Origin of the sequence: Variovorax atrisoli, assembly GCF_014195185.1 — a bacterium.
GTDB classification, from domain to species: domain Bacteria; phylum Pseudomonadota; class Gammaproteobacteria; order Burkholderiales; family Burkholderiaceae_C; genus Variovorax; species Variovorax atrisoli.
The window spans coordinates 1-12,210 of sequence record NZ_JACIBG010000001.1; the positions used below are offsets into that span (position 1 = coordinate 1).

Here is a 12,210-nt window from a genome sequence, read left to right on the forward strand (position 1 = left end):
ATACGGGGTGTTGAGGTCGGGCAAGCCCTTCGATGTGAACCATCATCCCAAGGCAGTCTGTAGTTGACAGGCAGAACGGTGTCTTTATTTCGCTGCGGGGAGCACCCGACGCCCTGTGCACATGGGCGCTCTGCGGATGCCGGCCGCACGGGCGCTGCGCTCATCGATCACGACGATGGGGTGCCTTGCGCAGCGAAATAAAGGAGGAGGCCGAAGGCCGGGGGACATTCGCGGAGCAAGGTACCCCGTCGGCGTGATCGCGCCCCGAACGACAGTGCCGATTCAGGTCCCCGCGGGCGCAGGTGCGGGCTCGGCCAGCAGCGCCTGGATCTTCTTCTCGGTCGTGCCGTAGCTGCCCTCGCCGAAGTGCGAGTAGACGATCTTCCCCTGCTTGTCGATCAGGTACACGGCGGGCCAGTACTGGTTCCGGAATGCCTTCCAGGTACCGTAGCCGTTGTCCTGCGCCACGGCGTGCTTGATCTGCAGGCGCTCGATGGCGTCCTTCACGTTCTTCGTCGACTTCTCGAACGCGAACTCCGGCGTGTGCACGCCGACCACCACCAGGCCCTTGTCCTTGTACTTCTGGTTCCAGTCCTTCACGTAGGGAAGGTGGTTCAGGCAGTTGATGCAGGTGTAGGTCCAGAAGTCGACCAGCACCACCTTGCCGCGCAGTTCGCTCAGCTTGAGCGGCTGCGAGTTGAGCCAGGTGTCGATGTTCTGGAATTCGGGCGCCGCGACGGCTTCCGAAGCAGGGATGTCACCGCCGAACGGCGAGGGCGCCGCGAAGGTCAGCGTGAGCGCGGCCGCCGAGGCGGCGATGGCGACTGCGAAGTAGAGGGCGGAAGAGCGAAAGCGCATGGCGGTTCCTTCGGAAGAGTGACGGACGTTCGTCTATGAACGAAGCCGATTCTTCGCCGGGCCGCCCGTGCGTGGAGCGGATTGCGTATGCCTCTGTATCTGCGGGGCGCAGGCCGCACACTACGTTTCACACCTCGCCAGATGCGAGGGTCAATCGACCCGGATGTTGCGCGAGCGGACCAGCGCGCTCACCCTTCCGGTTTCGTCCTTCACGAATTTTGCGAAAGCCTCCGGCGTGGTTCCGGCCGGCTCCAGGCCCAGTTGCAGCAGCTTCTGCCGCACGGCAGGATCGTTGACCGCGGCCTGCACCGCCTTGCCCAGCTTCTGCACGATATCGGCCGGCGTGCCCTTGGGCAGGAACACGCCGTTCCACTCGACCACGTTGTAGCCCGGCAGGCCCGACTCGGCGAGCGTCGGCACATCGGGCAGCCCCGGCACGCGCTTGCCGGAGCTCACGCCCAGCGCGCGCAGCTTGCCGCTCTTCACATAGCTCAGCGTCGAGGCCACGTTGCCGAAGTAGGCCGACACCTGCTCGCCCATCACGTCGGTCAGCGCCGGTGCGCCGCCCTTGTAGGGCACGTGCATGAGGTTGATCTTCGCCTGCTCGTTCAGCGCCTCGCCCGCCAGGTGCGAGCCGGTTCCGCCGCCCGCCGACGCGAAGCTCAGCCTGCCCGGGTTCTTGCGTGCGTAGTCGATGAACTCCGGCACGGTCTTGTAAGGGGCGGTCGCGGGCACCACGAGGATCTGGGGCGCCGTGGCCACCAGCGAAACCGGGATGAAGTCTTTCGCCGCATCGAACGGCAGCTTGCGCAGCGATGGATTCACCGAGAACGCCGAGGCGTCGTAGAGCACGGTGTAGCCGTCGGCCGCTGCCTTGGCGACGTTGTCGGCACCGATCACGCCGCCGGCGCCCGGCTTGTTGTCGATCACGATCTGCTGGCCCAGCGCGGCACTCATCTGCTGCGCGACGATGCGCGCCGTGTTGTCGGCGCCGCCGCCTGCCGCGTAGGGCACCACCATGCGGATCGGCTTGTCGGGCCAGGCGGCCCAGCCCAGCAGGGGAACGGCGCAGGCGGTGAGCGTGGCGATGGATTTCAGGAGGAGTCGCTTCTTCATCTCGATGTCTCGGGTCTTGTGGGTCATTGAAAGTCGTAGAGCTGCGCGGGGTTGTCGACCAGTACGCGGCGGCGCGCGGCCTCGTCGGGCACCCATCGGCCCAGCAGGTCGAAGAGCTGCGCGTCGTCGGGCTTGGCCGTGCGTTCGGTGGGGTGCGGCCAGTCGCTGCCCCACACGACCCGCTCGGGCGCCTGCGTCGCCCAGGCCCGGGCGACGTCGACGGTGTCTGCGTAGCCGCCTTCGGCGCCGGCCGCGGAGTCGAGATACGCGCCCGAAAGCTTGATCCAGGTGCGGCCGTTGTCGAGCAGCCGGCTCACCACGCGGTACGCGCGGTGCGATGGCCCGTCGGGCTGCGGCAGCCGCGCCAGATGGTCGAACACCACCGTGCAGGGCAGGTGATCGAGCAGCGCCGAGTGCGCGGCGATCTGGTCGGCGCTCCAGTGCAATTGCACATGCCAGCCGAGTTCGTGAACGCGACGGGCCAGCGGCTCGACCATGGAGAAGTCCGTCGCTGCGTTCGCCGATGTGTACAGCGTGAAGCGGATGCCCCGGATGCCGCCCTCGTGCAGCTGCCTCAGCTCGGCATCGCTCACCTCGGGACGTACCACCGCCACGCCGCGCGTGCGATCTGCACCCAGCGCCTGGATGGCATCGAGCGTCACGCTGTTGTCGGTGCCGTGCACACGAGGCTGCACGATTACCGTGCGCTGCGTGCCGGTGCGCTGCTGCAGCAGGCGGTAGTCGCCGGCGGTGGCGTCGTCGAGCATCGCATCGGGCGAGCCGTGCATCGGAAAACGGCGGTCGTACACGTGGATGTGCGCGTCGCAGGCGCCTTCGGGCGCCGCGATGAGTGGCTTGCGCGTGCCGGCGCTGTGAGGCACTGCGATCTCGTCGGCCATGGCTCAGTCGCCTGCGCGTCGCTTGGCCAGCACGGCGGCCGTGTGCTGCCCCAGCGTCGGCGCCGCGAAGGGCTCGGGCCCGGGCGTGCGGCCGAAGCGCACCGGGCGGGTGAAGCCGCGATACGAGCCCAGCGTGGGGTGCGGGATGTTCGCGACCATGTCCTCGGCCAGCACCTGCTCGTTGTCGAACATGTCTTCCACGGTGCGCGCGGCGGAGCAGGGCACTTCCTCGCCGAAGATCTCTTCCCACTCGAGCGCGGTGCGCCCGGCCAGCGCGGCGCGCAGCTTCGGCACGATCTCGGCCGCGTGCTGCGCGCGCTTGCGCACCGAGTCGTAGCGCTCGTCGGCTGCAAGCTCGGCCAGGCCGACCTTGGCGCACAGCGCCTGCCAGAAGTGCGGCGTGTTGGCCGAGATGTAGATGTGCCCCTCGCGCGTGGGGTGGATGCCGGTGATGCCGCCGGAGCGCATGTCGCGCCCCACGTCCTTCGGCTCGCCCTCGGCCCACACCATGCGCGCCGACTGCATCGTGAGCGCCGAGCGCAGCAGCGACACGCCCACGAACTGGCCCTCGCCGCTCTTCTCGCGCTCGTACAGCGCCGAGGCGACGCCCGCGGCCACCAGCGCCGCGGCGTAGTAGTCGACCACCGAGCCGTAGATGATCTCGGGCGGCTCGCCGCGCTTGCCCTGCAGCGCGCACATGCCGGTCATGGTCTGCAGCACCTGGTCGTAGCCGGCCTTCTCGCGCAGCGGACCGGTCTCGCCGTAGCCGGTGACCGCGCAGTAGATGAGCCGCGGGTTCACCGCCTTCAGCTGCTCGTAGGCGATGCCCAGCCGCGGCGGCACGCTGGGCCTGAAGTTGTGCACCAGCACGTCGGCGCCGCGCACCAGCTCCATCAGCGCAGCCAGGTCCTCGGGGTTCTTGAGGTCGAGCACAGCGCCCAGCTTGCTGCGGTTCACGCCGATGAAGGCGCGGCTCTCGGCTTCCAGCGTCGAGGGGTACTTGCGCAGGTTGTCGCCGGCGGGCGGCTCGATCTTGATGACCTCCGCACCCTGGTCGGCCAGCAGCGAGCAGCCGTACGGGCCCGCGATGTAGGCGCTCAGGTCGAGCACGCGCAGGCCGCTGAGCGGGCCGGCGGGGCCCCGGCGTTCGGGCAGGCGCGTGTCGTCGGGGGCGGTGATGCTCATGGGCTCTTTCTCTTTCTTGCCGTTATCGGCGATGACGTTCAGTCGGCGGTGATGTTCTGTTGCTTGGCCAGCTTCTTCCAGCGCTCGACGTCATCGGCAATGACGGCGCCGAACTGCGCGGGCGTGAGCGGCGTGGCGATGGCGCCTTCGCGCAGGAAGCTGGCGCTGATCTCGGGCTTGGCCAGGATCTGGTTGACGGCGCCGTTCAGCTTGGCGACCACGTCCGGCGGCGTGCCCGCAGGCGCCAGCAGGCCCCACCAGAGCTCGAACTCGTAGCCGGGCACGGCGGTGGAGATCGGAGTGAGGTCGGGTGCGATGGGGCTCGGCTTCAGGCTGGTGATGCCGACCGCGCGCAGCTTGCCGGCGCGCACCATCGGCAGCAGCGAGGGGCCGCTGGAGATCAGCAGCTGCGTCTGGTTGCCGACAAGGTCGGTCACCGCCGGGCCCATGCCCTTGTACGGTATGTGCGCAATCTGCAGGTCGCCCACCTTGGCTTTGAGCAGCTCGGTGCCGAACTGGTTGACGCTGCCCGAGCCGGAAGAGGCGTAGTTGTACTGGCCCGGCTTCGCCTTGATGGCGGCGATCAGCTCGGCCGGCGTCCTGGCCGGGAACTCGTTGTTGACCGCGACGATGAACGGCCCCTTGGCGAACATCGCCACCGGCGCGAGGCCCTTGACCGGGTCGAAGGGCAGCTTCGACTGCACCGCCGCGTTGGTCGTCATGCTCGAGGACACCGCCACCAGCGTGTAGCCGTCGGGCGCGGCCTTGGCCACCTGGCCCGTGCCCGTGTTGCCGCTCGCACCGGGGCGGTTGTCGATGATGACCGGCTGCTTGAGCTGGTCGCCCAGCTCCTTCGCCACCTGCCGCGCGAAGGTGTCGTTCGAGCCGCCGGCCGGGTAGGGCACGACGATGGTGATGGTCTTGTTGGGATAGCCGCCCTGGGCGAACGCGGCGCCGGCGAATGCGGCAATCGCGACGACGGCGAGCGCTCGCGGGCGAAGGAAGGATGGGAAATGCATTTTCTTGTCTCCGGTTTCTTTTATTGATGGAAGGCAGGTCGGCCTGGAAGCAGGCCCAGGCTCAGCCTGGAAGCAGCCCCAGGCTCAACTCGGAAGCAGCCCCAGGCTGCGTGCGCTCTCGACGATGGCGCGCGCGCGGATCACGAAGGGGATGTCGATCATCTTTCCGTCGACCACATAGGCGCCGACGCCCCTGGCATCGGCCTCGCGCGCCGCCTCGACCACCTTGCGGGCATGGGCGATCTCCTCGTCGGTCGGGCGGAACACCTCGTTGGCGATGGCGATCTGGCTCGGGTGGATGCAGGTCTTGCCGAGGAAGCCGAGGTCGCGTGCCAGCTTGGCCTCGGCTCTGAAGCCCTCGGCGTCGCGGATGTCGGCGAAGGCGCTGTCGTAGGCATACAGGCCCGCCTCGCCGGCCGCGATGCGCACCGCGAACATCGCATGGCGGATCGCCGAAGGCTCGCGCCGGGCGATGCCCAGCGGCTCGAACAGGTCGCCCAGCCCCAGCTGCAGGCCCGCCACGCGCGGATGCGCCACCGCGAGCTCGGCGGCCATGCGCAGGGCGGCGGGCGTCTCGATGTTCAGCAGCAGGCCGATGGGCGCCTGCACGCCGTTGGCCCGCTCCGCGCGCTCGATGGCGTCGGCCGCGGTGCGCACGTGCGCGGGGCTCTGCGGCTTGGGCAGGTTGATCAGGTACACACCGGTGCGCGCGACCGCCGCGATGTCTTTTTCGAAGTGCGGCGTGTCCATGGCGTTGACGCGCACGATCAGCGTCTTGCGCGACGAGGCGGCCTCGCCGCCTTCGAGGAACCTGCGCACGGTCTCGCGCGCCTCGTCCTTGCGCGGCTCGGACACGGCGTCTTCGAGGTCGAGACTGATGGCGTCCGCCTCGCCGGCGAGCGCCTTGGCGAACAGCTCGGGGCGGGTGCCGGGAACGAAGAGTTTGCTTCTCATGAGGGCAGTGTCGGCAGTTCATGAGAAGAGAAAAACAGCTGTTTGCTGCGATCACATCGTAGAAAATCTATCTTCATGGAAACGGCCTACCTGCAAAGCTTTCTTCTGGTGGTGGAGTCGGGCTCGATGTCCGAGGCTGCGCGCCGGCTCGACCTGACGCCCGGCGCGGTGGCGCAGCAGATCCGCGCGCTGGAGCGCGAGCTCAACGCGCCGCTGCTCGCGCGCGCCGGGCGCACGGTGCAGCCCACCGAGGCCGGGCACCGGATGGTGCAGCGGGCGCGCACGCTGCTGCGCGAGGTGAGCGACATCAAGGCGCTGGTGGGCAGCGAGGCGGCGGGCGGCGAGCTGGTCGTCGGCACCATCAACACGGCCATGCACAGCCTGCTGCCGGACATCCTCGCGCGCTTCGTGAAGACGCATCCGGGCGCCAAGGTGTTCCTGCAGTCGGGCACCACCGCCGCGCTCTACAAGGCGATGCAGCAGGGCGAACTCGACGCGGCCGTGTGCCTGTATCCGCCGTTCGCCCTCGCCAAGACCTTCGACTGGGCGCTGCTGCGCGAGGAGCCGCTGGTGCTGCTCGCACCCGGCCGCCTCGCGCGGCGCGATCCGCACGAGCTGCTGCGCACTTCGCCGCTGATCCGCTACGACCGCAACCTCGGCGGCGGCAAGCAGGCCGACCGCTATCTGCGGGCCGCCGGCATCGTGCCGCAGGAGCGCTTCGAGCTCAGCTCGCTGCTGGCGATCGCGATGATGGTCGACCGGGGCCTGGGCGTGTCGGTCGTGCCCGATATCGCCTCGCCGCTGCTCGACGGGCAGCGCATCGTGAAGATCCCATTGCCGCTGCCTTCGGAGACGCGGCGCTTCGGGATCCTGTGGATGCGGTCATCGCCGCGGCTGAGGCTGATCCACGGCTTCGTGGAGAGCGCGGCGCTGGTCACTGCTGCAAAGGGCGAGGGCGGCGGTTCCCGCAAGCGCTAGCGTCGGCGCTCGCCGTGTCTCCTGACATCCGCGTACGCGGCCGTCGCCTGAGCAGCCCGGCCGCGACGTCGAAGCCGCGGCTCGCTCCGACTGCTGCCGCACCGGTGACCGCCAGCATCGCCACCATGTGCACCGCCACAGCCGCGAAGGCCAGCGCCAGCGAGCCTGACGCGGTGATCTCCCGGGTCGCCGGCGCTTCGCTCATGCACAGCGGGATCAGCGCCGGCACCAGCATCAGTCCGGCGCCGTGGGCGGTGGACATCATGAAGGACCAGAGTGCGAGCCCGGCATGGCCGGCCTTCCGGCCGCGACACAGGTGATGCGCGACAACGGCGACGAGCATCGCCCCCGCTGCCCACTGCAGGACGATGCGATCCATCGATGGAGCGAACAGGACCGCGGCAGCCACCAGCGCGACGGACGCAGCATGTCCGACGGCGATCGGCACCAGCGCCCGCAGCACCCGCGACCGACCGCGCGAACCGACTCCCAGAGCGGCCGCGAAGGCCCATCCGGTGGCCGGGTTCAGGCCATGCAGCGCGCCGACCCCCGCGACCGCGAGCCATGGCCAGAGGCTTGCCATGATGCGTCGCCTTCACGCCTCGAAGCTGTCGCCGGTCGCGTCTCAGGCGCGCTTGTCGCAGCAGCACGCGCCGATGGCGGGGGCGTCAGCCTGCTGCTCGTAGCGGTCGTGGTGGCGCACCCATTCCATCTTGTAGGGCACCTCGCGCTCGTCGCGGCCCTTGGGCATGAGGTCCATCAGGTTGTAGGCACCCATCATCACTTCCACGCCGCGGCCGTAGGTCGAGTAGGTATGGAACACCTCGCCGGCTTCGTTCCTGTAGAACGCGCTGATGCCGGGCGCCTCGTCGTGCGGGAAGGGCAGCTTGCCGTAGTTGTAGTAGACCTCGCCGGTGGCCAGTTCCTCGGGCGTGAAGCTGACGTGGAAGTCGAGGTTGAAGTCGCTGCCGTTCGACGACACCCAGTCGAAGCGCCAGCCCATGCGCTCGCGGAACTGCATGATGCGTGCGAGCGGCGCTCGCGAGACGGCCACCAGCGTGATGTCGCGGTGCGCGAGGTGCACATTCATGCCGTCGGTGTGGTCGGCCATGAAGGAGCAGCTCTGGCAGCCTTGCTCCCAGTCGGGCCCGAGCATGAAGTGCTGCACCAGCAGCTGGCTGCGTCCCTTGAAGAGTTCGGCCAGCGTGCGCCTGCCCTCGGGCGTGTCGAAGACGTAGTTCTTCTGCACGCGCTCCCATGGAAGCGAGCGGCGCTCGCGCGCGATCTGGTCGCGCAGGTGCGTGAGCTCCTTCTCGCGCGCAAGGAATGCCTTGCGCTCGGCGAGCCACTGCTCGCTGGAGACGACGCGGTGGTTCGTCGTTTCGGCTCTGTCGATGGTCGTGGTGTTCATGCTGGCCTCCTGGATCACTGCTTACTGCCGTTGGCTGGAATGGGGCCGGCGCACCGCGCGGACCTTGCCGCTCGCGCCGCCGCCTGCGTAGAAGAGATCGGCGCCGTCGGACTCGAGCCCGCTCACGCCCGCGCCGCGCGGCATTTCGAGCCGCTCCAGCACGGCGCCGGTCTGCGGGTCGATGCGGCGGATGTCGCTTTCTTCCGCTTCCCAGGTGCCGTGCCAGAGCTCGCCTTCGACCCAGGTCACGCCGGTGACGAAGCGGTTCGACTCGATGGTGCGCACCACGGCGCCGGTCTCGGGGTCGACCTGGTGGATCTTGCGGTCGCGGTACTGGCCCACCCACAGGCTGCCTTCGGCCCACGTCAGGCCCGAGTCGTAGCCGTTGCCCGGCGCGGGAATCGACGCCAGCACCTTGCCGGTGGCCGGGTCGATCTTGTCGATGCGCGATTCGGCGATCTGGTAGAGGTACTTGCCGTCGAAGGCGGTGCCGGCATCGCAGGCGACGTCGAGCGTCTGGCTGGTTTCGCCGCTGGAAGGGTCGAAGGCCACCAGCTTCGCGCCGGTGGCGGCCCAGACGCGGCGGCCGTCGTGCGTCACGCCGTGGACCTGGCCGGCACCGCCGAACGGGCCGTATTCGCGCACGATCTCGGCGGCGCGTACCGTGGGATTGCTTTTGCCTGTCTTGCTGCTCATCGTCGGCTCCTTGTATGAAGCGCCCCGAAACAGGCGCCTGGAGGCAACTCTATTCAATGGGCAGCGCGGCGGGGAGTAACAAGATCGTCGTGAATCCGGCCAGCGGCGGCGCGAGCCACTTCTGCGACCGCGCCTTGCCGATGGAACGCACGCGGCCCTGCGCCTCCAGTTCGACCAGCGCGCGCTGCACCGTGCGCTGGCTGGCCCCCAGTGCGAGCGCGAGCGCCGAGGTGGACCATGCGGCGCCATCGGACAGCAGCGCCACCAGCGAGGCCTGCTCGCCATCGATGGGCGGTGCCAGCACGGCCACGCCGCGTCCGCCGTGCGGCCTGAGCACGAACCCGCGCGGCGTGGCCTCGATGCCCGCCATCGCGGAGACGAGCGCGCGCAGCCGGCCGATCTCCACGCGCAGCCGCGCGCGGTGCGTCTCGTCGGGGTGACGGGTGCGGAAGGCGCTCTCGATCAGCGCTTCGCGATCGACGTCGCCCGGCCATGCCTCGGCCAGCGAGCGCGCCAGCGAGAACAGCACCGGCCGCCGCGCCAGCGGCCGCCAGGCATCGCCGGCGCCGAGGCCACGGCGGCAGGCATCGACCACCAGCGTGTCGGAGGCGAGGAGGGCGGCGACCTCGTCCAGGCGCAGCGGCTGTTCGCCGTCCGAGCCGATCCGCCGGGCGGCGGGGCGGTCGAAGGCGGCTTTCGCCTCCGTCACTTCGGCGAGCAGGGCGGGCACGCGCGCGCGAACCGCGGCTTCGTGCGCACGGCCCAGTGCTGACTTCGCCGGCACAACGCGCAGGGAGCGAAGCGACAACTCGGCAGCAGCCAGTTCGGCAACGGCCGCCAGCGTCGGCGGCAGGCCGCGCGTGTCGAGATGCGCGAGGGCCTCTTCCGCGTCTTCGAGCCGGCCCAGTAGCAGCAGCCGGCGCGCCGCGATCAGCCGGGCCTGCACCGCGTTGGCGTGGTCGTCGTGGGCCTCCAGCGCGGCGGCGGCATGCGTCAACGAGCGCGTCGATCCGCCGAGATCGCGCATCGCCAGCGCGACTTCGGCCTCGGCGACGATGCAGCGCGCGCGAGAGAGCTCCTCATGCGCGCCGAAGCCCCGAGCGGCACGCCGCAGCAGCTCGCGCGCCCGCGGATGCTCGCCGAGCTGCGCCATCGCGATGCCGCGCAGCGCCAGCGCCGGCGGGTCGTCGCGCAGGGCGACCCGCTTGAGGGCGCCGAGTGCATCGCCGGCGGCAAGGGCGCGGGCGGAGGCGGCGATGAGGGAGTCCATGAAGGCGGATTATCTTGATGGCGGCCTGCAGGGCCAGCGCCGCCCTGAAAGTCGAGGGGCGCCGTGCGCAGCCCGCACAACACTTGTCGCCGCGCGAGCCTAGGCGCGAAGGAGGGCCGTTCCTAGACTTTCCTCCATCACTTTCGATGGACCTACAGGAACAGCAAGCATGTCTTTCTCATCAGGACTCTCCCGCCGCGGGCTCATGGGCGCGCTCGTCGCACCGTACGCGGCCGGCATTGTCGGCACCTCCTCGGCCGCAGCAGCAGCGACGGGATTGCCCACACCCACCATCCGCGCCATGTCGGGCGCAAAGCCGGTGCAACAGCTGCGCCGCGGCGCTACGGCATTGCTGGTGATCGACTTCCAGAACGAATACTTCACCGGCCGGATGCCGATTGCCGACGGCGCGAGTGCGGCGGCCCAGACGAGGCGGCTGCTGGCATGGGCCGATCGGCATGCGATGCCGGTCTTCCAGATCCAGCACATTGCGCCCGAAGGATCCGCCACCTTCGCCAGGGACGGCAGTACCGTCAGGTTCCATCCCGACATGCAGCCCCGCCCGCGCGACAAGGTCGTGCAGAAGACGACCGTCAGCGTCTTCGCGAGCACCGACATCGCGCAGCAGCTGCGTTCTTCCGGTGTGCAGACGCTCGTGATTGCCGGCCTCATGACCCATGCCTGCGTGGCCGGGGCGGCGCGCGACGCCGGGCCGCAGGGCTTCGACGTGGTGGTGTCTTCCGATGCCACGGCCACCCGCGCGGTCCGCCGCGAGAACGGCGACGTCGTGTCGCACGACAGCCTGCACCGCGCGGCGCTGGCGGAGATCGAGGACGCCTTCGGCGACGTGCTGACCACCGCGCAGATCCTGGCCCTGCCGGTCGCCTGACGGAAAATGCGCAGCCTCTGAAGCACCCGCGGGAGGCGGCGCATGGACCAGGTGAAAGCGATGCGGGCCTTTCAACGCATCGCGCAGGCAAAGAGCCTGTCGGCGGCCGCGCAGTCACTGGACACGACGCACTCCAGCCTCTCGCGCCAGCTGCAGGCGCTCGAGAAATCGCTGGGCGCACAGCTGGTGCGGCGCGATACGCGCGGCATCACGCTGACGGAGGCGGGCAGCCGCTACTACGCCGCCTGCACCGACATCCTTTCAAGGCTCGACGCCGCCCAGGCGGAGGTCGCGGCCGACGGCAAGGCGCCCTCGGGCACGCTGAAGGTGAGCATGCCGCTGGCGATCGCGACGCTCGACCTGCCCGGGTGGCTGCCGGCCTTCCAGGCTCGCCATGCCGGTATCAGGCTGGAGGTGGTCTGCACCGATCGATTCACGAAGCTGGTTGCCGAAGGCATCGACGTCGCCCTGCGCATCAGCGCAGAGCTCGAGGATGCCTCGATGATGGCCAGGACGCTGGCGGTTTCGGACATGGTCCTCGTCGCGGCGCCACGCTACCTGGCGGACCACGGCCTGCCCATGACGCCTCAGGCGCTGTCGGAGCACGAATGCCTGCTCCACAACGGTCCGGAGAGCCCCGCGCACTGGACGCTGCACATGCCCGATGGTCGGCAGCAGACGTTCAGGCCGGAAGCGCGCCTTGCCTGCGACACGATCACCGCGCTGTATTCGGCCGCGAAATGCGGGCTCGGCATTGCCGCGCTGACATGGCACACGGTGCGCTCCGACCTGCAGTCGGGTGCCCTGGTCCGCGTGCTGCCCGAGGTCACGCTCGGGCGGCGCACCTACGCGGCGCTGTATCCGCGCACGCGGCATGTGCAGCCGGCGGTACGCGCCTTCATCGACTTCATGGCGGGCTACTACCGGTAGCAGCG

13 protein-coding genes are annotated in these 12,210 nt (G+C 69.5%); 3 read left to right on the plus strand and 10 right to left on the minus strand.

Annotated features, from left to right (window positions below):
- Positions 1 to 282 precede the first annotated feature (282 nt).
- From FHY06_RS00005 to FHY06_RS00030, 6 genes are all read right to left on the minus strand, one after another.
- The gene (locus FHY06_RS00005; protein ID WP_184602694.1) at positions 283 to 858 is read right to left on the minus strand and encodes a thioredoxin family protein; all 576 of its coding nucleotides are present in this window, start codon (positions 856 to 858) and stop codon (positions 283 to 285) included.
- Positions 859 to 1,008: 150 nt separating this feature from the next.
- Complete coding sequence (locus FHY06_RS00010; RefSeq protein ID WP_026346252.1) at positions 1,009 to 1,974, minus strand: Bug family tripartite tricarboxylate transporter substrate binding protein; 966 nt, start codon at positions 1,972 to 1,974, stop codon at positions 1,009 to 1,011.
- Positions 1,975 to 1,997: 23 nt separating this feature from the next.
- Positions 1,998 to 2,873: an amidohydrolase family protein gene (locus FHY06_RS00015; RefSeq protein WP_184602701.1), complete on the minus strand. Its 876-nt coding sequence runs from the start codon at positions 2,871 to 2,873 to the stop codon at positions 1,998 to 2,000.
- 3 nt (positions 2,874 to 2,876) lie between these two features.
- Positions 2,877 to 4,058, minus strand: a complete 1,182-nt coding sequence (locus FHY06_RS00020; RefSeq protein ID WP_126184431.1) for a CoA transferase — start codon at positions 4,056 to 4,058, stop codon at positions 2,877 to 2,879.
- A 38-nt stretch (positions 4,059 to 4,096) separates the two neighbouring features.
- Complete coding sequence (locus FHY06_RS00025; RefSeq protein ID WP_019653296.1) at positions 4,097 to 5,077, minus strand: tripartite tricarboxylate transporter substrate binding protein; 981 nt, start codon at positions 5,075 to 5,077, stop codon at positions 4,097 to 4,099.
- Between the two features lie 84 nt (positions 5,078 to 5,161).
- Positions 5,162 to 6,031 (minus strand): HpcH/HpaI aldolase/citrate lyase family protein, encoded by an 870-nt coding sequence (locus tag FHY06_RS00030; protein WP_184602703.1) that lies wholly within the window; start codon positions 6,029 to 6,031, stop codon positions 5,162 to 5,164.
- Between the two features lie 75 nt (positions 6,032 to 6,106).
- Between FHY06_RS00030 and FHY06_RS00035 the strand changes: the two genes are divergently transcribed.
- Entirely contained in the window at positions 6,107 to 7,009 is a 903-nt protein-coding gene (locus FHY06_RS00035; RefSeq protein ID WP_184602705.1) for a LysR family transcriptional regulator, read from the plus strand.
- Here FHY06_RS00035 and FHY06_RS00040 read toward each other — a convergent pair.
- From FHY06_RS00040 to FHY06_RS00055, 4 genes are read right to left on the minus strand one after another with little or no spacing between them, the layout of a single operon-like run.
- Positions 6,966 to 7,592: a hypothetical protein gene (locus tag FHY06_RS00040; protein WP_184602707.1), complete on the minus strand. Its 627-nt coding sequence runs from the start codon at positions 7,590 to 7,592 to the stop codon at positions 6,966 to 6,968. The genes FHY06_RS00035 and FHY06_RS00040 overlap by 44 nt on opposite strands.
- Before the next feature lie 42 nt (positions 7,593 to 7,634).
- Positions 7,635 to 8,420 (minus strand): DUF899 domain-containing protein, encoded by a 786-nt coding sequence (locus tag FHY06_RS00045; RefSeq protein ID WP_184602709.1) that lies wholly within the window; start codon positions 8,418 to 8,420, stop codon positions 7,635 to 7,637.
- A gap of 21 nt (positions 8,421 to 8,441) precedes the next feature.
- Positions 8,442 to 9,116 carry a Vgb family protein gene (locus tag FHY06_RS00050; protein ID WP_019653291.1) on the minus strand — a complete coding sequence of 225 codons (675 nt, stop codon included), beginning with the start codon at positions 9,114 to 9,116 and terminating at the stop codon, positions 8,442 to 8,444.
- Positions 9,117 to 9,165: 49 nt separating this feature from the next.
- Complete coding sequence (locus tag FHY06_RS00055; protein WP_184602711.1) at positions 9,166 to 10,386, minus strand: helix-turn-helix domain-containing protein; 1,221 nt, start codon at positions 10,384 to 10,386, stop codon at positions 9,166 to 9,168.
- 205 nt (positions 10,387 to 10,591) lie between these two features.
- Between FHY06_RS00055 and FHY06_RS00060 the strand changes: the two genes are divergently transcribed.
- Positions 10,592 to 11,275, plus strand: a complete 684-nt coding sequence (locus FHY06_RS00060) for an isochorismatase family protein (RefSeq protein WP_184604051.1) — start codon at positions 10,592 to 10,594, stop codon at positions 11,273 to 11,275.
- Between the two features lie 42 nt (positions 11,276 to 11,317).
- Entirely contained in the window at positions 11,318 to 12,205 is an 888-nt protein-coding gene (locus FHY06_RS00065; RefSeq protein WP_184602714.1) for a LysR family transcriptional regulator, read from the plus strand.
- Positions 12,206 to 12,210 lie beyond the last annotated feature (5 nt).

Bases quoted from the DNA above. Each gene is read 5' to 3' on its own strand.
- FHY06_RS00010 (WP_026346252.1), bottom strand. From the start codon at position 1,974: ATGAAGAAGCGACTCCTCCTGAAATCCATCGCCACGCTCACCGCCTGC.
- FHY06_RS00040 (WP_184602707.1), bottom strand. From the start codon at position 7,592: ATGGCAAGCCTCTGGCCATGGCTCGCGGTCGCGGGGGTCGGCGCGCTG.
- FHY06_RS00045 (WP_184602709.1), bottom strand. From the start codon at position 8,420: ATGAACACCACGACCATCGACAGAGCCGAAACGACGAACCACCGCGTC.
- FHY06_RS00015 (WP_184602701.1), bottom strand. From the start codon at position 2,873: ATGGCCGACGAGATCGCAGTGCCTCACAGCGCCGGCACGCGCAAGCCA.
- FHY06_RS00025 (WP_019653296.1), bottom strand. From the start codon at position 5,077: ATGCATTTCCCATCCTTCCTTCGCCCGCGAGCGCTCGCCGTCGTCGCG.
- FHY06_RS00050 (WP_019653291.1), bottom strand. From the start codon at position 9,116: ATGAGCAGCAAGACAGGCAAAAGCAATCCCACGGTACGCGCCGCCGAG.
- FHY06_RS00060 (WP_184604051.1), top strand. From the start codon at position 10,592: ATGGGCGCGCTCGTCGCACCGTACGCGGCCGGCATTGTCGGCACCTCC.
- FHY06_RS00020 (WP_126184431.1), bottom strand. From the start codon at position 4,058: ATGAGCATCACCGCCCCCGACGACACGCGCCTGCCCGAACGCCGGGGC.
- FHY06_RS00065 (WP_184602714.1), top strand. From the start codon at position 11,318: ATGGACCAGGTGAAAGCGATGCGGGCCTTTCAACGCATCGCGCAGGCA.
- FHY06_RS00055 (WP_184602711.1), bottom strand. From the start codon at position 10,386: ATGGACTCCCTCATCGCCGCCTCCGCCCGCGCCCTTGCCGCCGGCGAT.
- FHY06_RS00005 (WP_184602694.1), bottom strand. From the start codon at position 858: ATGCGCTTTCGCTCTTCCGCCCTCTACTTCGCAGTCGCCATCGCCGCC.
- FHY06_RS00035 (WP_184602705.1), top strand. From the start codon at position 6,107: ATGGAAACGGCCTACCTGCAAAGCTTTCTTCTGGTGGTGGAGTCGGGC.
- FHY06_RS00030 (WP_184602703.1), bottom strand. From the start codon at position 6,031: ATGAGAAGCAAACTCTTCGTTCCCGGCACCCGCCCCGAGCTGTTCGCC.